17 protein-coding genes are annotated in these 19,111 nt (G+C 48.9%); 9 read left to right on the plus strand and 8 right to left on the minus strand.

The genetic code is table 11. From position 1 onward, the window contains the following. Positions 1-87 precede the first annotated feature (87 nt). The 4 genes from AACZ40_RS04505 to AACZ40_RS04520 form a co-directional block, all read right to left on the minus strand. Positions 88-576, minus strand: a complete 489-nt coding sequence (locus AACZ40_RS04505) for a 3-hydroxyacyl-ACP dehydratase FabZ family protein (protein WP_291166902.1) — start codon at positions 574-576, stop codon at positions 88-90. A 160-nt stretch (positions 577-736) separates the two neighbouring features. After that, positions 737-1,123: an acyl carrier protein gene (locus tag AACZ40_RS04510; RefSeq protein ID WP_291166904.1), complete on the minus strand. Its 387-nt coding sequence runs from the start codon at positions 1,121-1,123 to the stop codon at positions 737-739. A gap of 200 nt (positions 1,124-1,323) precedes the next feature. Beyond that, complete coding sequence (gene fabG, locus AACZ40_RS04515) at positions 1,324-2,076, minus strand: 3-oxoacyl-[acyl-carrier-protein] reductase (RefSeq protein WP_291166905.1); 753 nt, start codon at positions 2,074-2,076, stop codon at positions 1,324-1,326. A 78-nt stretch (positions 2,077-2,154) separates the two neighbouring features. Then, on the minus strand, positions 2,155-2,643 hold the full coding sequence (locus AACZ40_RS04520) for a 3-hydroxyacyl-ACP dehydratase FabZ family protein (protein WP_291166907.1): 489 nt from the start codon (positions 2,641-2,643) through the stop codon (positions 2,155-2,157). A gap of 682 nt (positions 2,644-3,325) precedes the next feature. On the opposite strand from AACZ40_RS04520, the gene AACZ40_RS04525 reads away from it, so the two are divergent. Continuing rightward, positions 3,326-3,775 (plus strand): PilZ domain-containing protein, encoded by a 450-nt coding sequence (locus tag AACZ40_RS04525; RefSeq protein ID WP_291166909.1) that lies wholly within the window; start codon positions 3,326-3,328, stop codon positions 3,773-3,775. A gap of 114 nt (positions 3,776-3,889) precedes the next feature. On the opposite strand, the gene AACZ40_RS04530 is transcribed toward AACZ40_RS04525, so the two are convergent. Continuing rightward, complete coding sequence (locus AACZ40_RS04530; RefSeq protein WP_291166911.1) at positions 3,890-4,684, minus strand: SDR family oxidoreductase; 795 nt, start codon at positions 4,682-4,684, stop codon at positions 3,890-3,892. Positions 4,685-5,112: 428 nt separating this feature from the next. On the opposite strand from AACZ40_RS04530, the gene AACZ40_RS04535 reads away from it, so the two are divergent. From AACZ40_RS04535 to AACZ40_RS04555, 5 genes are all read left to right on the plus strand, one after another. Next, positions 5,113-6,759 carry a DUF1549 and DUF1553 domain-containing protein gene (locus AACZ40_RS04535; RefSeq protein ID WP_291166913.1) on the plus strand — a complete coding sequence of 549 codons (1,647 nt, stop codon included), beginning with the start codon at positions 5,113-5,115 and terminating at the stop codon, positions 6,757-6,759. 70 nt (positions 6,760-6,829) lie between these two features. Further along, the gene (locus AACZ40_RS04540) at positions 6,830-8,104 is read left to right on the plus strand and encodes a DUF1501 domain-containing protein (RefSeq protein WP_291166915.1); all 1,275 of its coding nucleotides are present in this window, start codon (positions 6,830-6,832) and stop codon (positions 8,102-8,104) included. A gap of 135 nt (positions 8,105-8,239) precedes the next feature. Next, the gene (locus AACZ40_RS04545; RefSeq protein ID WP_291166917.1) at positions 8,240-8,806 is read left to right on the plus strand and encodes a sigma-70 family RNA polymerase sigma factor; all 567 of its coding nucleotides are present in this window, start codon (positions 8,240-8,242) and stop codon (positions 8,804-8,806) included. Next, positions 8,799-10,949, plus strand: coding sequence for a DUF1549 and DUF1553 domain-containing protein (locus AACZ40_RS04550; protein WP_291166919.1), 2,151 nt, complete (start codon positions 8,799-8,801; stop codon positions 10,947-10,949). Before AACZ40_RS04545 ends, AACZ40_RS04550 begins: the two co-directional genes overlap by 8 nt. A 256-nt stretch (positions 10,950-11,205) precedes the next feature. Continuing rightward, a complete protein-coding gene (locus AACZ40_RS04555) occupies positions 11,206-11,958 on the plus strand; it encodes an SDR family oxidoreductase (RefSeq protein WP_291166921.1) in 753 nt (250 codons plus the stop codon). Between the two features lie 15 nt (positions 11,959-11,973). Here the strand turns inward: AACZ40_RS04555 and AACZ40_RS04560 are convergent, their stop codons facing one another. From AACZ40_RS04560 to AACZ40_RS04570, 3 genes are all read right to left on the minus strand, one after another. Then, positions 11,974-12,381, minus strand: coding sequence for a PilZ domain-containing protein (locus AACZ40_RS04560; protein WP_291166924.1), 408 nt, complete (start codon positions 12,379-12,381; stop codon positions 11,974-11,976). Between the two features lie 163 nt (positions 12,382-12,544). Then, complete coding sequence (gene trkA / locus AACZ40_RS04565) at positions 12,545-13,894, minus strand: Trk system potassium transporter TrkA (protein ID WP_291166926.1); 1,350 nt, start codon at positions 13,892-13,894, stop codon at positions 12,545-12,547. A gap of 54 nt (positions 13,895-13,948) precedes the next feature. After that, positions 13,949-14,845 carry an ABC-2 family transporter protein gene (locus AACZ40_RS04570; RefSeq protein WP_291166928.1) on the minus strand — a complete coding sequence of 299 codons (897 nt, stop codon included), beginning with the start codon at positions 14,843-14,845 and terminating at the stop codon, positions 13,949-13,951. Between the two features lie 339 nt (positions 14,846-15,184). On the opposite strand from AACZ40_RS04570, the gene AACZ40_RS04575 reads away from it, so the two are divergent. The 3 genes from AACZ40_RS04575 (at position 15,185) to cobA (ending at position 19,110) form a co-directional block, all read left to right on the plus strand. After that, entirely contained in the window at positions 15,185-15,847 is a 663-nt protein-coding gene (locus tag AACZ40_RS04575; RefSeq protein ID WP_291166930.1) for a hypothetical protein, read from the plus strand. Positions 15,848-16,178: 331 nt separating this feature from the next. Beyond that, positions 16,179-17,384: a DUF1207 domain-containing protein gene (locus AACZ40_RS04580; RefSeq protein ID WP_291166932.1), complete on the plus strand. Its 1,206-nt coding sequence runs from the start codon at positions 16,179-16,181 to the stop codon at positions 17,382-17,384. Positions 17,385-17,580: 196 nt separating this feature from the next. After that, a complete protein-coding gene (gene cobA / locus AACZ40_RS04585; RefSeq protein WP_291166934.1) occupies positions 17,581-19,110 on the plus strand; it encodes a uroporphyrinogen-III C-methyltransferase in 1,530 nt (509 codons plus the stop codon). Position 19,111 lies beyond the last annotated feature (1 nt).

Below are 19,111 nucleotides of genomic sequence, written 5' to 3' on the forward strand. Positions count from 1 at the left end.
TAAGTCTGCGTTTTTTGAATACCTGAATTATTATTGTAGTTCAATTTGAATCAAGGCATCTATAGCAAGCTTTCAAAAATCGCTGTCTCATCCCTGATCTTCGCCGGTTCCGGCTTTACCAACATCCAGAATTCCCAGCAGATTCATCGAAAAGACGAAGTTTTTCTGGTCGATGGCTCCAAATTCCGAATCACTCTGATCGAGGTGGACAAATATGATACTTCCCTCTGCGACCAGGCGGTCCCCGACCATCGCTGTCACATCGACAGCGCCTCCTTCTTCGCCGGAATTGGTGATTTTCGCCGTGTAAATCAGCTGGTCACCCGGGCAGGCCCAGCTGTGAAAAGTCATCTGGGGGACTTTGGCCAGAATGACGATGTGTTCAAAATCGTTGATCTCTCCCAGCAGTATGCCGCCGGTCTGTGCCAGTCCCTCTATCATCAGGGAACCAGGCATGACAGGAAAACCGGGGAAGTGGTCGTGCAGATGCTCTTCTGCCAGTGTCACGTTTTTCACACTTTTGGCGTAAGAACCGCTTTCAAATTCAATAAAGCGATCAATCCAGAACCATCGCATTTTGAAACACCTTTTCGTTCGTAATTTGAATCCCCAGTGAACTCAAGCGAGTAAACTGGCGGCGCAGATCAGAAGCCAGGCAGGAACAAAGCTGCACAGCTCACGTTGATGAGCTGTGTCAGCTGTTGTTTCTCTCTGTCTGGTTCAGCGAATCTGTCGATTAAGCCAGTCGTGCTTCGAGGAAGTTAACCAGCATGTCAACCGTAAACAGATCCTGCATGTTTTCGACTTTAGGGTCGTCTGCGAAGGAATCGATGTCGGCATGTGGCATCTTGGTGCGAAGTTCTGCGATACCAGCTTCTGTGAATACACCGTCTTTGACAAAACCTGAATCGGAGGAAGCGATATTTTCCGGAAACAGTTCACCACGGGGAATTTTGATATCGAACGCTTTTTCCAGACGGAACGCGATATCAAGGAAGTCGATCGATTCAGCACCCAGGTCACCCATGAGGGTGGCTTCTGGCACTACTTCATCATCATCCAGTCCGAGCGCATCAACCAGTGTCTCACGAACGGAATCGAAGATTTCATCTCTAGTAGGCATTTCATTACTCCTTGGTTTCGACCTGATGGCCGATAAGTCCCGCCGACCCAGCCTGATTTAAAACTATTCGGCGAGAAGAATAGTTCTGACAGTTCTCGTGATACGGTAAGTAGAATTGACCCAATTCAAAGTCTACCGATCACACTTTACATAAAATGTATTTTTCAAAACGACGACAAGTCGCTTCGAATTTAACATACTTAAATTCCACCTAATGTTAAGCCGCCGTCCACAGCCAGTGTCTGGCCTGTGACATAGGAAGATTCTTCCGTGGCAAAGAATAATACTGCATTCGAAATATCTTCAGGAAGCCCCAGACGACGCGAAGGGATATGTTTTTTGATCTGATCGCCGGCAGCATTCCGCACATCGACGGTCATGTCCGTTTCAATAAATCCGGGGGCAACGGCATTCACGGTCACGCCGCGTTTGGCCAGTTCGGTTGCCAGGCAACGCGTGAAGCCAATGATTCCCCCTTTACTGGCTGCATAATTGGTCTGGCCTGAGTTCCCGAAGTGAGCTGCGACACTCGACATGTTAATAATCCGGCCATAGCGTTTTGACATCATCGGACGCGTGACTGCCTGGCAGAAGTTGAAAACACTGGTCAGGTTGGTGTCGATGACGGCCTGCCAGTCTTCGGCGGACATGGTTGCCAGCAGACCATCCCGGATAATACCGGCGTTGTTGACCAGAATGTCAATTTTTTCCCACTTTTCCATGACCTGCTCGACGACGGCATCTGCTTCCGCTTTACTGGCGACATCTGCCTGAATGGCAAATGCTTCGCAGTTTTCCTCTGCGAGTTCTTTCACAATCTGTTCTGCAGCTTCCGCACTGGAACGATACACAAAGGCAACCTTCGCCCCTTCACGGGCCAGTGCTTGCACAACGGCTTTTCCAATACCGCGGCTGCCACCGGTTACCAACGCTACTCTTCCTTCCAGTTTCATTCCTGTATCCAATCTAGATTTCTATTTTAAGTTCGTAATTACTGTGTAAGTCTTTTTACTCATGCAGACCGGCCTTGTTCAGGAATCGGTTTGCCTGTCGGGATTCCAGAGCTGTCGAAACTGTGTCTGCAGATCCTGAATGCGTGCCGCATCAGTTTCAGCCATCGATGCGTTCTTTTCACCCAGGTTAAACTGTTCCAGGACGATCCGACCACTGACGGCTGCTTCACCTTCCACCTGGCTGGATGCTTTCAGCGTGCACAGATTGTCTTCCCATTTCTGAATACTCAGGGAGACACGCAGCTGTTTACCAGGTGTGACGAAACTGTTAAACCGAATGGCTTTGGTCTGCTTCAGCAGAATGGTGCTGTATTGAAAGTCGTTAGTATACCGCATCAGCCAGGCGCCGGCCTGTACGATCGATTCCACCATTAATACTCCCGGCATCACGGCGAAGCCCGGAAAATGGTCCTGAAGATATTCTTCTGAGAGAGAAAGGTTTTTGACAGCCGTAATCGACTTCCCTTTCTCCATTTCTAATATTTGATCGACGAGCGAAAAACGCATGCCTGTATAATCTCGCTACCTGTCTGGAAGAGGCTGTAATCAGGTTAACCGGTGATCAAGAACTTTTGCTGGCAGATCAGGTTCTCAAATTTTCTGGCGGAGGTCAAACCGGTTTAATACAGAAACCTCTATCGATGATCGAATCGACTAAACTTCATTCGATTCTTAAGAGTCATTGGAAACGTGGCAGTATAATTGCCCGATACCCGTTTCTCAAGCTAGTGGCGCGGCTGTCCATCCTGAAATCACGCGAATTTTCCACGATTTCAGTGAAAATGAAGTAAGCTTATATATTACAGCAGTTTATGGCTTCTGAGGGTGGTTAAGTTATCCAAGACAGACAGAGTTGCAGAAACGATCTTAAGCCAATCGTCGTCGTGAAAGCCTGATTTTGAAGTATCTTTTTGACAGCCATTCATTTCTGACATAGCTTTGAACAGTGGTTTTTGCAGTTTCCTGACTCGGGAGACTGTGTTTATGAATACATCGATTTCCTGACGACAGGCTTGATTATATGAATATGGTACTTGATACACGGGCAGCAGAAGAGATTTCTCAACAAACCCGGAAGGCGCCTGGCATTTCTACTGAAACTCATTCCATTTCCTTTAAAAAGTGCCGACAACGATCTGGGCACTCCTTGAGGGTTCGTAGATCAGTATCGGGGTGTACCTGGAATTCCGTGCTGAATAAGGTTCGATCAGCCACAAACTCAGGTCAGAACTCAACAAATGAAACTGAGTCGATCGATCAATCTGGTGTGCAGGCCGGAGCATTTGATCGACGTGCCTACCCCCGACACACCAGTGATGCCATTGTTCTGGCTCTCAGTAAAGATGATCATCGACCTCTCGCCACAGGTTCTCATCCTGCTCAAAAGGGTTATGCCATAAACGTCAGCCAGAATGGGATCTCCTTTGCTTCCCGTTCCGCCTTTCAGCTGCGAGATGAGTTGCAGTTGACGATCGAAGATACAAGTCTCAACTTTACACTGAATGTTGCCGCTGCCGTGGTGCGTTCGACGGCTCTGGATCAGGAGTTCTGGCGCATCGACTGCAAATTGCAGAGTCCACTTTCAAACGAGCAGGTGGCCCATTTAAAAGAGTACGCCCCTTCCTGTTATGTAGGGTAATGTCTTATCAGGCTCAGATCTGGCCTGTATCATTTCCTGAATTGGGCTGTATGTTCGTTGGCGTGCGTCTGACATTGATAACAGGATATTCAGGATTGATGGACGAGTCGTCAATCAGTTTCCCTGCGGGGGGACGCCCAGCGACTTTCCGCCATCAATGCGGATGGCGGTTCCCGTTACCATTACAGCATCTTTGCTGGCGAGATAGCAGATCGCGGAAGCCACTTCCCGGGGACTGATCATGCGCTTATTGGCAGCAGCGATGGGACTGGCACGAATCATGGATTGAGTCAATCCCTCCGGATCTGTGGCGCTGGCGATATCCGCATTCATCATCCCGGTTTCTCCCACTGGTCCCGGGCAGACACAGTTGATGCGAATGTTGTCTTTACCGTGGCAGAGTCCCAGGCTTTCCGTTAAAGCGACTACCGCATGTTTGCTGATCGAATAAACCGGGTCATGGGCGCGGGGCAGGAGACCGGCGTTACTGGCAGTGTTGACGATGGTGCCTCCTCCGGTAGCAAGCATGTTGCGGATCGCATGTTTGCACCCGAGAAAAGTCCCTTTCAGATTTGTGTCTATACAGGCGTCCCACTCTGCTTCCGTGACCTGATGAATCGGTTTAACCATTCCAATGCCTGCGTTATTAACCAGGATATCGATTCGGCCATGTTGCTGGACGGCCTGTTCGATTAATTTCTGAACGTCTGATTCCTGACGCACATCACATTTCACTGCCGTGATACCCAGCCGTGAGAATGTTTCCTGATTCTCAGGCAGGTGGTTCAAGTCGCCCGCGAAGACATGGGCGCCTGCTTCAGCCATCATAATTGCCGTGGCACGGCCGATGCCATTGCCGGCCCCGGTGATAACCACAATCTGATTCTCAAACTGATATTGATTCTGCATCAACTTCTTTTCTATTTTCAGGGGTTGGGTAGAGAGAAAAGTGTGTAATTCTGTATATTTTTTGTGAGCGGATCAAATCTGCGAGGAGTGATTTAACGGATATTCCGAATATACAATACAGGTTTATCTATAAGTTGAACAAATTCAGGTGGTTACACCGATTGAACGATTACAGGAATTCGGGCGGATACATACGGAATCGTTGATATTATCATTGGAAAATCTTTGAAATCGGGTATCCTATAGTCAGCTGATTCCAATAAAATAGAGATATTGCTCAGAGACTTGCGAATGTTTTCGCTCTAGAGTCGGTTAATACAGTAGCGAAGCAGTCTTTATTTCGCAATTTGTCCTGATGGTCTGAATTGTATTATGAGGCCTGACAGACTGTTCGTTCTATCATTTTTAATATAGTGGAGAACAAGATAATGCGTCGTTTTTCTAAACAACTCAGTGTTGTTTTTACCATGTTGATCTGTGCCGGCAGCGGGGTATCCATGGCGGATGCCGCTCCTCCGGAAAGCAGAACCAAGGCATTTTCTACAGGCGCATTCGATCCCTTTATTGACTATATCAATGGACGCATTCGTCAGGGATGGGAAGATAACGAAGTAGAACCCTCTGCGGTTGCCTCTGATGAAGAATGGTTGCGTCGAGTTCATCTTGATTTGATCGGTCAAATTCCTTCCGCAGAAATGGTAGAGCAATTCAGTAAAGATCGTGATCCTGCCAAGCGATCCAAGATGATCGATAAACTGCTGGAAGATCCCGCATACGTACAGAACTTTACGAATGTGTGGACAAACCTGCTCATTGGTCGCCGTACTCCTCGACGGGTGAGTCGCAATGGAATGCAAAAGTTTCTGCGGGAGGCTTTTGCAAAGAACCGACCCTGGGATGAAATCGTTCAGGATCTGGTGACTGCAGAAGGGCACTTTGAAGAAAACGGTGCTGTGAACTATCTGCTGGCACAGATGCAGAATAATGATGAAGCCGTGCAGGTGACAGCTGCCACGACACGCCTGTTTCTCGGGATTCAGGTGCAATGTACCCAGTGCCATAACCACCCGTTCAATGACTGGAAGCAGAATCAGTTCTGGGAATACAACAGTTTCTTCCGTCAGATGCGTCCTGTAAACCATCGCAAGACGGATCCTAAAACCGGTCGACAGATTGATGATTATTCCGAAATCGTAGCGACGGGATTTAACGGACCTGTCTACTACGAAAAACGTTCTGGTCTGATGCAGGTTGCCTACCCGATCTTTGAAGATCAAAAAGTCGATCCTCAAAGTGGCGTCGAACGTCGAAAAGAATTTTCCAGGCTGATCGTGCAGGGGGAGAAACCTCTGATTGCGACAGCGATTGTCAACCGGATGTGGGGCTATTTTATGGGATATGGCTTCACCCGACCCGTGGATGATATGGGGCCCCACAATCCCGCCTCACATCCTGAACTGTTAAATAAGATGGCTGAAGAGTTCGTTAAGAAAGACTATGACCTTAAACAGCTGGCACGCTGGATCTGTAACTCGGAAGCTTACAATCTGACCAGTCAGTTCAGTCGCAATAACGAAATTGACAGTCCTGAGCGAGGAGAAACCCCTCTCTTCTCGCATATGTATATCAAGAATATGACAGCTGAGCAGCTTTATGATTCGCTGATCGTGGCGACGGGTGCTCATAAATCCGGGCAGTCAAACTGGGAGCGGGCTGAAGAACAGCGGCGTCAGTGGATGGGCCAGTTTATGGTGGCCTTTGATAATGATTCCGGTGATGACTCAACGACGTTCAATGGAACGATTCCCCAGGCACTGATGATGATGAATGGTGATTTGACCAAAAACGCGATCAGTGCAGATCGTGGGAGTTATTTAAATCAACTGTTAACTGAGAAAGGAAACGACCAGGTCAAGATCCGTAAAATGTTCCTTTCCACACTCAGCCGTTATCCTGATCGTCGGGAAATCAACAGCGCACAGCGTCTGATTTCCGGGACACCCAATAAACTGGCTGCTTATCAGGACCTGTACTGGGCTCTGTTGAACTCCAACGAGTTTGTATTCAATCATTAAATCTGTCGTTGACATAGATTAAGCTTAAACACAACCTTTATCACAAAATCAACCAAAAGAGGCCTTAACCATGACTATCCTGAACCCTTACGGAATGACGCGTCGTCACTTTATGCAGCATGTCGCCGGAGCTGCGACTGCGATCCCAACGATGCACTTTCTGTCTCATCTGGAAGCGAATGCCAGCCAGGTGAAAAAGCAGCAGAAAGCCTGCATCCTGATCTGGATGGCCGGTGGACCTCCTACGATTGATATCTGGGACCTGAAGCCCGGTTCAAAAAATGGTGGTGAGTTCAAGCCCATCAGCACCAAGGGTGACATGCAGATTTCAGAACATATGCCTAAGACGGCACAGGTGATGGACAACCTCTCGCTGATTCGCTCCATGAGTACTCGTGAAGCGGACCACGCCCGTGGTACTTATTATATGCACTCGGCATACGTGCCTAACCCCACCGTTGTGCATCCCACATTTGGTTCGGTTGTCAGTTATGAACTGGGCGCTCGCCGCAAAGAACTGGATATCCCCTCTTTCATTTCGATCGGCGGCAGCCGCGGAAGTGCGGGATTTCTGGGTATGTCCCATTCCCCGTTTGTCGTTTCCAGTGATGGAACGATTCAGAATGCTGAAATCAATATGGCAGAACAGCAGCGACTGGGACAACGTCTCGATATGCTGCAGGTGCTGGAATCTGGTTTCATCAATTCCAAACGAGGTGAATCTGCCAACTCCCATAAAGACATCTACAAGAAGGCTGTCAATCTGATGACATCCAAGCAGATGGAAGCATTCAAGGTCGATCAGGAGCCTGCTGCTTTAAAAGATGCCTATGGAACCGGTAACTTCGGACAAGGGTTGCTGCTGGCACGTCGTCTGGTAGAAGTGGGAGTCCCCTTTGTGGAAGTCTCTGCTTCTGTCGGAAGCTGGGATTTGCATCAGGGCGTATTCAATTCCCTGAAAGATCAGAACCTGCCCCAGTTGGACATGGGTATTGCTGCTCTGGTTCAAGACTTGAAACAGCGTGCGATGCTCGACGATGTCACGATTGTCTGTATGGGTGAATTCGGCCGCACACCACGAATCAACCAGAACGTGGGCCGTGACCACTGGGCTGCCAGCTGGACTGCCATGGTGGGTGGTGGCGGACTGAAGAACGGTCAGGCTGTTGGTAAAACCGATGCCGATGGAATTGGAATCGAAGGGAAGAGCTACCTGCCGGGTGACCTCTGGGCAACCGTTGCTCACTCCCTGGGGATTCCTCTGGACATCGTGCATACTTCAAAACGCGGTCGTCCCATGAAGCTGGCCAACGGTGGAACTCCCATTAAAGAACTGATTGGTTAATTGATTCGACCGTAAACGAAAGACAATTTTTGGAGCCAGAAAACAGCGGATGCTCAAACCGGGGCTTCCGCTGTTTTACTCTCGGCTGCAGACAGGTTAACTCAATCTGCATTGAAGTAATGAATTGGAACAACATTGACAAGTTCGACTGATCAACCTGTGTTTCCGGAAACGGCTTCGGAACAGGGCCGTGAATTTATTGCCTTGTTTACGAAGTACCAGCGACGGATTTATCTGTATGTTCTCTCGATGGTCCCCTATCCATCAGAGGCCGAAGAGATCTTGCAGAATACGAATCTGATTATCTGGAAAAAAGCGCAGCAGTTTGAAGTGGGAACCAATTTTTTTGCCTGGGCGTGTCAGATTGCACATTATGAGATCCTGAAATTCCGGAAAAAAAAGGGGAGAGATAAGCATCAGTTTAGTGATGAATTCGTCTCCCAGGTCGCCGAAGCAGTCCGTGAAAATCAGGATGTCTTTGAATTACGACGGACAGCATTAACCCACTGCCTCGGTAAATTGCGAAAGAAAGATCGTGAGTTGATTCAAAGGCGTTACCAGGGAGACAACCAGGGGAAAGACCTGGCCGACGATCTGGGGCGTCCGGCCAATTCCGTGTATCAGTCACTGGGACGTGTCAGACGTACTTTATTTGAATGTATTAACCGTTATATCGCTTCCGAGTCTTATAGTCATGAGTAAGAGAGAAGTCCAATTAGCTGAGCTGTCCCTGCTGATGGAAGCATTGTGCGAAGAAAGTCTTACGCCTGCGGAGCAGACGCGCCTCGAAGAAATTGTATTGTCTGACCCCGAGGCAATGCAGTTCTATTTGAACTATTCTCACCTGCATGGCACACTCCACTGGGATCAGGCGCAAGGGGCAGAAGAAGCGATTCCCGAAGCGAGTCCCGTTTCGGAAACTGAGTTGACAGTAACTTCCCCCTCTGTATCCCCTGGGCGCAGAAAGTATCTGGTACCCGGACTGACAACCGCGTGTGCACTGGGATTAATTGTGCTCTTTGGGGCTGCCTGGTTTCGACAGCCACATCAATCGGTCGAGGTAGCGGATCCGGCTGATCAGAGGGAATCAGTAACTTCTGGTAATGTAGTGGATGCGCGACAGGCTACACAGAAAAATTCCACCCGCTCCCTTAAGATCGAAGCCTCGCAGCATCCCATGTTGCAGGCTCAGCAAAGCGATCGTCTGAAATCGGCAGGGAATCAGCCACTGGTTGCCGTAAAGCCGGAACAGCTGCCCCCCGCGCCGGTACTGCCTGCATCGGCCTCGGATGACGCCATTGTGATGTATATCAATCATCGCATTCAGGATGGGTGGAAGGCAGCGAATATCGAGCCTTCTCCTTTTGCGACGGACGAAGAATGGATCAGACGCGTCTATCTGGATGTCATCGGTCGCATTCCCACGACTGCGGAAGCAGAACAGTTTTTGAAATCGACTCAAGCCGATAAGCATCAGAAGCTGGTCCAGAAATTGACAGCTAATCCGAGTTACGTAACGAACTGGTCGACCATCTGGACACGCCTGTTAATCGGCCGCACGACAACACGCGATATCAATCGACGCGCCCTGCAGGATTTCCTGGTTCAGAGTTTTGCCGACAATCGTCCCTGGAGTGATATCGTTTTTGATCTGGTTTCCGCAGAAGGGGACGCTGACACCAATGGGGCGACCAATTTTCTGCTGGCTCATTTAAATAACGAAGCAGTCCCGGCAACCGCGATCACCACACGTCTGTTTCTGGGAACACAGATTCAATGTACGCAATGTCATAACCACCCCTTTAACGATGCCACTCAGAGCCAGTTCTGGGAAATCAACAGTTTCTTCAAGCAGACAAAAGTGGTTCGTAAAAAAATGCCGGCCAAAGCTGGGGGAAAACAGGAATCTCAACTGACCCTGGTTTCGCTTCCTAATGGGGGGACCACTTTTTATGAGACACGCCAGGGGCTGATGCAGCCTGCTTACCCCAAATATGCCGGTGTAAAAGTTTCTGACGCTCCCGATGTCAACCGCAGGCAGGAGCTGGCAAAACTGATGACCTCGGGGGATGATCAGCAGTTGGCTCGTGCGATGGTGAACCGCATGTGGGCACACTTCTTTGGTTATGGTTTTACCCGTCCCGTTGATGATATGGGCTATCATAATTCACCAACTCATCCTGAGCTGTTAAATGAACTGGCGCGGCAGTTTGTAGACAGTGGCTATGATATCAAACAGCTGATTGAGTGGATTTGCCTGTCGGACGCTTATCGCCTGAGCAGTCAGTTCATCGCCGATAATGAATCTGATAACCCCGAAGATGGCAGCACGCCCAATTTCAGTCGCATGTATGTCAAGCAAATGACGGCAGAGCAGCTCTATGACTCGCTGCAGGTGACGGCTAATCCTGCGCTGGTCGTGACGGACTATTCTAATGCCTGGAATAAGATGCAAAAGCGGGATCAGTGGTTGCAGCAGTTTGTTTACACACACGAAAATGAAGAGAATGATGAGACAACCACCTTCGACGGGACAATCACCCAGGCTTTAACCATGATGAATGGTTCGCTGGTGCAGAACAGCCTGGATGTGAAGCAGGAAGGAAGCATACTCGCATCGGTGCTGAAAGAACGCAACCCGGATAACAGGATTAAAAAATTGAGTCTGGCCGCATTGACCCGTTATCCCTCATCGAAAGAACTGACGGAGTTAAAACGTCTGGTGAAAGAACGAACCAGATATTTAACGAGTCAAAATGTCCCTCCCCAAACTGCCATTCAGCAAAGTTATCAGGATATCTACTGGGCTTATCTGAATTCAAATGAGTTCATTCTGATTCACTAAACGGTCTCCCGTTTTACTGTAGCGTCTTCAGGCCTGTTTGGACCGAGTGTAATACATCGAGAGACGCGAGAGTATCATGTCGTACGCTCTCGATTGCATCTCTTCGTTCTTTCTCTATTTTCGATTGAACTATTGGAAACGACCGGGTGCTGACCCAGGTTTACCAACACTTGCAGCGTTGTTTCGGAACTGATATAGCTGACCGCTGACCTTTTATATCAATCTGGAAACTACAGCTACAGTGCAGGGGATTTCCATGTCGGACCGTTTGTTTAACAAAGTTGCTGTCGTCACAGGGGCGAGCAGCGGAATCGGTTATTCCATCGCTGAATACTATCTGAACGAAGGGGCTAAGGTCGTAGCCTTTGCCCGACGAGTGGAACTACTGGAAGAACTGGAATCACGCTACCCCGCGCGCACGCTGGTTGTGGATGGTGATGTGACCAGCGCTTCGGATCTGAACCGGCTGTCTTCTGCAACCGAACGACGATTTGGGCGGGTTGATATTCTGGTTCCCAATGCGGGACTGGCTCGCGTGATCTCCATTGAGAATTCATCGCGGGAGGCGATTAACGAAACATTTGATGTCAATTTTCATGGTGCCCTGCAGACCGTTCGTACGTTTCTGCCGGTTCTCAACGATAAGGCTGCAATAATCTTTATTACCAGCTTTTTGACACAGGTCGGGTTTCCAGGCCTGGCTGCTTATTCCGCGTCAAAAGCGGCTGTAAAGTCATTAGCACAGACGCTATCAGTTGAACTGGGAACTCGTGGAATCCGAGTCAATTCGATTGCCCCGGGGCCAGTGGCAACTCCCTTGTGGGACCAGGTCGGACTCGATCCGATACAACTCAACGCAGTGGCTGAGAGTGTGACTTCACGATTAATTCCAGGAAAATTCAGTCAACCTGAAGAGATAGCCGAGGTCGCTGTCTTTCTCGCTTCGGATGCCGCTGGAAATATTTTCGGCCAGGAAATTGTCGTTGACGGTGGTTACACAGTCGGCTGAAACGACAGCTCTGCCTTATGGTAGTTGATGGTGAGCCCTTGCCACGGGACCGGGATTCCGATCCAGATAGGACTTCAAAGTTCTCAACTGTTTCGGTGTCAGGCAGACACACATTTCACAGCCCGTGGTATACTGACCGAGTACTGTCAGTTCCTGCCACATGACTTTAACGGTTGAATTAAAAAGATGTTCGGCTGAGTGATGAACCTGGATCAACAGTGCTTCACCGATCGAAAGCGGTAAGTCCAGCAGAATGCGAATTCCGTCAAGTGAGACATCATATAAAACTGCGTTGAGGGGTTCTCTTTCGTGGCCGTTTTCTCCCGATCGCAGCAGACGGATCTCAGGGCCTGCCTGCAGTCTCTCATGCAGTCGTCTCTCTTCCCCTGAACGTCTATTAGTGGATTTTCTCCGGTCAGTCATAAATTATTCCTGCTGTCTGGTGACCCCATACCTGTTTTTAAATCAGGCGGAATGTGATCGGAATCAATGTATACCCTGCAGGTCAAGTATAGATCCTGTGAGGGAACAGCGCGCGAAGGACTGAGAAAAACAATTGTGGATTTCCACCGCAGGTCTGGTTGTATCAGCTTTGCGGCTTGACCGGTTTGAACAGAGGCATGATTTCATTCAGATTATCCTGTTCACACAGCAATATAACAGTGTCACCCGCCTGGATCTGATCATCAGCGCCGGGGACCTTAACACAATCTTCTTTGACCACTGCTGCGATCAGTGCCTGTTTCAGTTTGAGATCTTTGAGTCGGGCCTGTGTGATAGGCGAGTTTTTTCTGACTTCCAATTCCAGAATCGCAGAATTACCTCCCCCGATTTCAGAGTGACTGATGATGGGACCTGACTGAACCATACCCATGATCTGACGCGTAATCACTTCCCGGGGACTGACGGCGACGTCGATCCCCAGTTTTTCCAGCACGTTGGCATAGTCCGGACGCCTGACGATACTCATAATGCGGTCTGCACCGAGTTCTTTGGCTTCGACGCCACACACGATATTGTCTTCATCCCGACCTGTTGCGGCGATAAATACGTCTGCTTTCCCCACACGCGCTTCTTCCATTTCCGTACGACGGGTCGCATCGGCGTGAAGTACCGTGGTCGAGGCGAGATGGCGAGAGAGAAAGTCGCAGCGTTGTGGGTCTGCTTCGAGAATGGTTACGGAATATTCTTTCTTCTGCAGAATGCGTGCGAGATTGAAGCCGATATTTCCACCGCCGGCTATAATAACCCGAAATTTCAAGGCACGTTTATGCTGGAACATGCGGTGAACCTGATCGATATTTTCCTGTGTTCCAATCAGTGTGACGATCTGGCCTGCCTGGATAATATTATCAGCACCTGCAATGGATGTGTTTTTACCATCGGAAATCAGTCCGACGCGAACTCCGCTGGGCAGTTTGAGATTCTTCAGCTCAATGCCATCGGCTTTCACACCGGGTTGCACATCCAGAACCTGAATCACTACTTCTCCCCGGGCAAAGTTTTCGACGGCGAACATGCCGGGCTCCCCGATTGCTTTAGCCAGTTCCAAGGCTGTTAAATATTCAAGGCTCAGCAGTCGGTCGATATTGAAATGACGCTGGTAATCGAACGTGCTCAGATTCAGATAGGCATGGTTGAATACACGGGCCACACAGCGTCGTGCCCCCATCGCTTTGGCCAGACTGGCTCCCACCATGTTGACTTCATCCTGGCTGGTAACCGCCAGACAGATGTCAGCTCCCAGTACTCCTGCCTGAAATAGAATGGCAGAATCACAGGCGGAGCCACAGATGGTCTGCACGTCGACCCGTTCTTCAATCAGTTCCAGTGCAGCTCTGGATTTATCAATAATTGTGACGTTGTGTTGTGCGGCACAGAGAGTGTCGGCAACAAATGTGCCCACTGTTCCTGCACCCATAATGACGATGTTCATATTTAACTCAACAGACCTCTGTTCTCAGGACAGGACTCCCAGGCTGGAAGGACATCAGCTGCTTGCGCTGCGATAGCTGTTTAATGACCGTTTGAATATATAACGTGAAAGAAATAACATCAGTAGCGTGATAGAAACTGAGACCAGCGTGATCCAGGATGGTTCCAGTGTTTTGGATAGCAGTTGGCGCGCAGGTACTGTTACCACGAGTAGAATCGGAATGATATAAGAGAATGCAAACCGCAAAATTTCACCAGTAGGGGAGCCGCTGTAGATACTCCGTGGATAACGTGCAAAAACCGTAATATAAAACCAGAAATCATAAAGACCCTGATTGCGGCCGAACCAGATACTGCTGCTGGCAAGGGCAATCATCAGGCTGTAAAAAAAAGCGACTCCCACCATCAGCAACAGGCAGTACATTAAGATCTGCCCGGCCCCCTGGCAGCAGGAACTGAGAATCAGCAGCCACCGTCCTGAGTACGCTAGATCCTGCATGAGCTGGAAGCCAGATTCCAGATGAACGGTTTTCGACAGGGAGTAAAACAGAAGCGCTCCCGCAAGCAGCACCTGGTTCAACATCGCCAGATTCACTTTCTCGAAGGAAACCAGGAACTGAGTATCGATGGGTTTTAACAGGACAAAGTCCAGATTTCCATTTCGAATCAATTCGCTGAAATTGGCACAGTTCGGCATAAAGAACGTTTCCACGAAAGCATTGATCAACATGCCTGTCGCCATAAAGGCAAAGTACTCTTCACGAGTCCAGTCATTTATTGAATTGACATTCCGATAGATGATGTCAAATAAAATTAACTGAGCCGCGAACCAAAACCCGCGCGTGACAACGGTAATAATGAGATTGCCGCGGAACGTCATTTCACGAATCAATGAATTACGGAGGAAGGTGATCCAGACTCGCCCGTAATGGGGACGGGGATTACTTGCCATTAGTTGAAATACTTTCTACGCGAATCAATCGATGGTAAATCACTGTGGTTAATATCATTCCTGCTGTCGAACTGTATTTTATTTGATTTCCGTTGAGAAGTCTTCTCCAGCCGGTCATTCTGATCAAGTAAACTGAATTTGAATGGTAAACTGTCTGGAATAAAGAGCTTGTAGAGAACCTTCTCAAGCGGTTGTTTAAAGAAAAAATCCCGATTCCTGCAAAAATCTAATGGAAAAATAAATATGATTTCAGAGAGAAAACAGCGCCGGACTCATTTGGCGTGTAAACTTTGGGTAAGGACTCTGTGGTCATTTTTGCTGAATCTGAAAGTATAAACAATGAACAAAATAACCAGTTTTTTCTCTGCTAATCGTATTGCTTCCAGAACTTTCGTACTGGGGTTAGTAATCTATTTTAGTGCCATGACACTCACGGCGTCAGCACAGAATGATCCTTTTCGTACGGGCGACGATCAGCAGGAACTGACACCTCAACAACAGGAAGCAGATGCACAAGAGTTGCTTAAGGGAGTTGAGAAACTGGTTTTGTCTCAACAGAAGCGGGTTGCCAAAGAAGTCATTCGCAAGTACCCCAAATCGGAATCTGCTAAAATCGCCGAGTTGATTCTGGAAGAGTACAAGCGCTTTGATCAACTGAAAGAAGCAGATGAAGCTGCAGAAGCAGCCTGGAAGAACGAAGTGCGCAACTACTGGTTTGTAGAGCGAAATCCAGTACATAATACCAGTTACTTTACGTTGCTGGAAGGAACCCAGTTAAGCCCGGCTCTGATCATCAATCAGGCTAAGACACCAGTATTGTATGAAATGAAAGGCCCTTCCATGCCCTGGAATGGTCCGTACCGGTTACGCCCCAATGAGTCACATGATTTTAATTATCCGGTACAGATTCGTTTCTTTTCCGATCAGGGGGTTGTCGTCAAGCATCTGGCACAGGGACAGACTCTTCAGCTCAATGGAAACAATACTCTACATATCAAATAATAATCGGTGTCTTTCCTGATAAATTGTGAGATTTCTTCCTGAGTTCTTTGCATACCTTAGCACATAATATTAACAGCCACCGTTTATAAGTGATTTGAGAACCTGGTCTTGGGTCGTATTGTGCGATTTGTTTGAGGTCGTTTCAGAACACTCACTTCATTGAGAATTCCCCTTTTCGCCTGATGGGAATGTCGCTATACTTCCCCCGCATTTCTCATTTACCATTTGGTAAAGCACCTCTCTCAACGTTCAACTTTTCTACTCCTCTCTCTCAATTACCATTCCAGTCACAGCAACTTACTGCTGCGGTTCGCAATAAGGAGCCTCGCAGGTGAGGTTATATCTTCCATTATCCGTTCAACATTTCCTGTGGGGAGTGCTGGTGAGCGCTGTCTGTGCCAATCTGGAAGCACAACAGTTTGCCAGTTCACAGCCATTTATGGCTCCGTCTCCCCATGCAAATGCAACTCAGGGACCAAGCCAGGCGCAACGATACCTGGAGAATCAATATGAAAATCGACAACAGAATCCGATTCAACTGGGACTTCCTTTACATCAGACCGAATCCATAAGAACGGTCAGCGGCCAGCAGGAGATCAGTCGCAACCTGCCTCCCCTGTATTCCCAGGCCAGGCTGGAATCTGATCTGCTGCCAGACCAGATTCAGCGTGTTAATTCTGGTCAACCTGCATTTGACTCGTACCCAGAGTTCGATGCCATGACTGAGCCAGAGGATATGTATTCGGACTCCATCGAACAGTTATGCGCCGAAAGCTGTTGGGGGTGGACGGTCTTGCCTACTGATTTGCTCTACAAGTCTTATCTGGCAGGGCCTAAAGAGTCTCGAATGGCATTGGCCATCCTGCATGAAAAAGATATTGGCTGGCAGATGGAACTGGAAGCAGGTGCCCGTGTTGGTATTTTAAGATACGGCTCGCTGAATGATAATGTCCTGGAAGGCTGGCAGTTAGATGTCGAAGGAGCTGGCCCGCCTCGCTTGAATATGGAAGAAGAAATGGACCTCGATGCCACCGATTTCCGCGTAGGCGTTCCTTTAACCTGGAGACGAGGCGCTTACCAGGCGAAGTTTGCGTATTATCATACCAGTGCCCACGCCGGGGATGAATACGTCGAACGGAATCCCGGGTTTCAGCGAATCAATTATGTACGTGATGCGTTTGTCTTAGGCGGTGGTTACTTTCCTGATCCGGATTTACGACTCTACGCTGAAATTGGCTATGCATTTAATACAGACGGCGGTGCGCAACCTTGGGAACTCCAGTTCGGTGCTGAGTTCAGTCCAGTAGAACATTCCGGGATTTTTGGGGCTCCCTTCTGGGCCATAAACGGTTATTTACGCGAAGAAGTTAACTGGGGCGGCAATGTGAATATCATGGTTGGCTGGCAGTGGCGTGGTGATCGAAACAACCATCTGTTCCGAATCGGCCTGCAATACCTCGATGGAAAAACCATGCAATATGCGTTCTTTAACAACTCGGAGCAGTTTGTCGGTTTTGGTACCTGGTACGATTTCTAGGCTGTGGCCAGTATTACTTGAACATCTCCCAGGCCATTTGAACCGGGTATAGCAGATTAAGCGATGCTCTGTTTGAATGTGGCATCTTCCAGAGCCTGAACCTGGCACTGCTGCTCGCCATCCTTGAAAACTCTGCTATAATGTCGCTTTACATCTATCTTAAAGCGATTAATTGTTGTGGAGTGATATAAATCTGATGGCGGGGGGGAAAGTCTATTTAGTTGGTGCAGGTCCCGGGGATCCCGGTCTGATAACCATTAAAGGCATCGAATGTCTTAAGCAGGCAGATCTGATACTGTATGACGGGCTTGTCAATCCACTTCTTTTGGAACATGTTTCTTCTGAAGTGGAGCGTACCTGTCGGGTCGCCGAGGGTTGCCAAAACCGTCGTGTGCTTAAACAGGATGAAATTAATGAGCGTTTAATTGCTGCTGCCCGAGAAGGTAAAACGGTAGTACGACTCAAAGGGGGAGACCCTTTTATCTTTGGTCGAGGCAGTGAGGAAGCGGCGGCACTGCGTGAGGCTGGAATCGACTTCGAAATTGTGCCCGGCATCACCGCTGCGACAGCCGCCGCCGGCTATGCGGGCATCTCAGTCACGCATCGTGCCCACGCATCAGCGGTTGCCTTGATCACCGGACATGAAGATCCCACGAAACCCGATTCTTCGCTGGATTACGAAGCACTAAGCCGCTTCCCCGGTACTTTGGTATTTTATATGGGGCTGCATAACCTCAAACATATCGTGAGTTCCTTAATTGAGGCAGGCAAATCAGGTGATACTCCCGCCGCCGCTATTAGCCGCGGCACAACTCCTTTTCAAAAAACGGTTCAATCTACACTGAAAGGTTTGCCCGAGTCTGTCCAGAACGCCGGACTGGTAGCGCCGTCGCTGATTGTGATAGGTGAGTGTGTGACATTACGGGATCAGATTGCCTGGTTCGAACAGAAACCTCTGTTCGGGCTGCGAATTGGAATTACCCGGTCCGAAGATCAGTCCGAATCCGAAATTCAGCAGGCAATCCGACTGGGCGCACAGCCGGTGTTGTTACCCACAATTGAAATCAGCCAGCCTGCAGACTGGGCCCCCGTTGATCAGGCAATCTCGCGCCTGAAGGACTATGATTGGCTGGTCTTCACCAGTGCCAATGGTGTGCGGTATTTCATGGATCGTCTCTGGGAGCTGGGATTGGATTCCCGACAGCTTTCTCATTTAAAAATAGCGACAATTGGCCCCTCTACGGCGGAAGCACTTCTGGCATATCGAATACGGGCGGATCTGGTGCCTCCTCAATATCGGGCAGAAGCTCTTGCTGAATCGCTTAAACCACTGGCCACAGGACAAAAACTGCTCTGGGCAGGAGCTAACCGGGGAAGAGAAGTATTGATCACTGAACTGGCAGAAGTCTCCGCGACTGTCGATAAAATAGTGGTTTATGAAAATCATGATGTCTCAGCCTGGAATGAAGAGAGCCTGAAACTGCTGGAGTCAGGTGAAGTTGACTGGGTGGGATTGAGCAGTCCTTCGATTGCGCGAAATTTCGAGCGGCTCTTAACAGATGCGGCGCGTGCGCAACTGGGAAAATCGATCAGACTGGCCAGTATCAGTCCCGTAACAAGTCAAGCCGCTCAGGAAGCAGGGTTGCAGATTGACGTAGAAGCCAAAGACTACCATTGGGATGGAATTTTCACTGCAATTCAGCAATATGCGGCATCAGGTCCCTGAA

Source organism: uncultured Gimesia sp. (assembly GCF_963972345.1).
In the GTDB taxonomy this organism is placed as follows: domain Bacteria; phylum Planctomycetota; class Planctomycetia; order Planctomycetales; family Planctomycetaceae; genus Gimesia.

What these genes read in the sequence shown, in the direction of transcription:
- AACZ40_RS04505 (WP_291166902.1), bottom strand. Translation starts at nt 576, where the DNA reads ATGCGATGGTTCTGGATTGATCGCTTTATTGAATTTGAAAGCGGTTCT.
- AACZ40_RS04510 (WP_291166904.1), bottom strand. Translation starts at nt 1,123, where the DNA reads ATGCCTACTAGAGATGAAATCTTCGATTCCGTTCGTGAGACACTGGTT.
- fabG (WP_291166905.1), bottom strand. Translation starts at nt 2,076, where the DNA reads ATGAAACTGGAAGGAAGAGTAGCGTTGGTAACCGGTGGCAGCCGCGGT.
- AACZ40_RS04520 (WP_291166907.1), bottom strand. Translation starts at nt 2,643, where the DNA reads ATGCGTTTTTCGCTCGTCGATCAAATATTAGAAATGGAGAAAGGGAAG.
- AACZ40_RS04530 (WP_291166911.1), bottom strand. Translation starts at nt 4,684, where the DNA reads ATGCAGAATCAATATCAGTTTGAGAATCAGATTGTGGTTATCACCGGG.
- AACZ40_RS04535 (WP_291166913.1), top strand. Translation starts at nt 5,113, where the DNA reads ATGCGTCGTTTTTCTAAACAACTCAGTGTTGTTTTTACCATGTTGATC.
- AACZ40_RS04540 (WP_291166915.1), top strand. Translation starts at nt 6,830, where the DNA reads ATGACTATCCTGAACCCTTACGGAATGACGCGTCGTCACTTTATGCAG.
- AACZ40_RS04550 (WP_291166919.1), top strand. Translation starts at nt 8,799, where the DNA reads ATGAGTAAGAGAGAAGTCCAATTAGCTGAGCTGTCCCTGCTGATGGAA.
- AACZ40_RS04555 (WP_291166921.1), top strand. Translation starts at nt 11,206, where the DNA reads ATGTCGGACCGTTTGTTTAACAAAGTTGCTGTCGTCACAGGGGCGAGC.
- AACZ40_RS04560 (WP_291166924.1), bottom strand. Translation starts at nt 12,381, where the DNA reads ATGACTGACCGGAGAAAATCCACTAATAGACGTTCAGGGGAAGAGAGA.
- trkA (WP_291166926.1), bottom strand. Translation starts at nt 13,894, where the DNA reads ATGAACATCGTCATTATGGGTGCAGGAACAGTGGGCACATTTGTTGCC.
- AACZ40_RS04570 (WP_291166928.1), bottom strand. Translation starts at nt 14,845, where the DNA reads ATGGCAAGTAATCCCCGTCCCCATTACGGGCGAGTCTGGATCACCTTC.
- AACZ40_RS04575 (WP_291166930.1), top strand. Translation starts at nt 15,185, where the DNA reads ATGAACAAAATAACCAGTTTTTTCTCTGCTAATCGTATTGCTTCCAGA.
- cobA (WP_291166934.1), top strand. Translation starts at nt 17,581, where the DNA reads ATGGCGGGGGGGAAAGTCTATTTAGTTGGTGCAGGTCCCGGGGATCCC.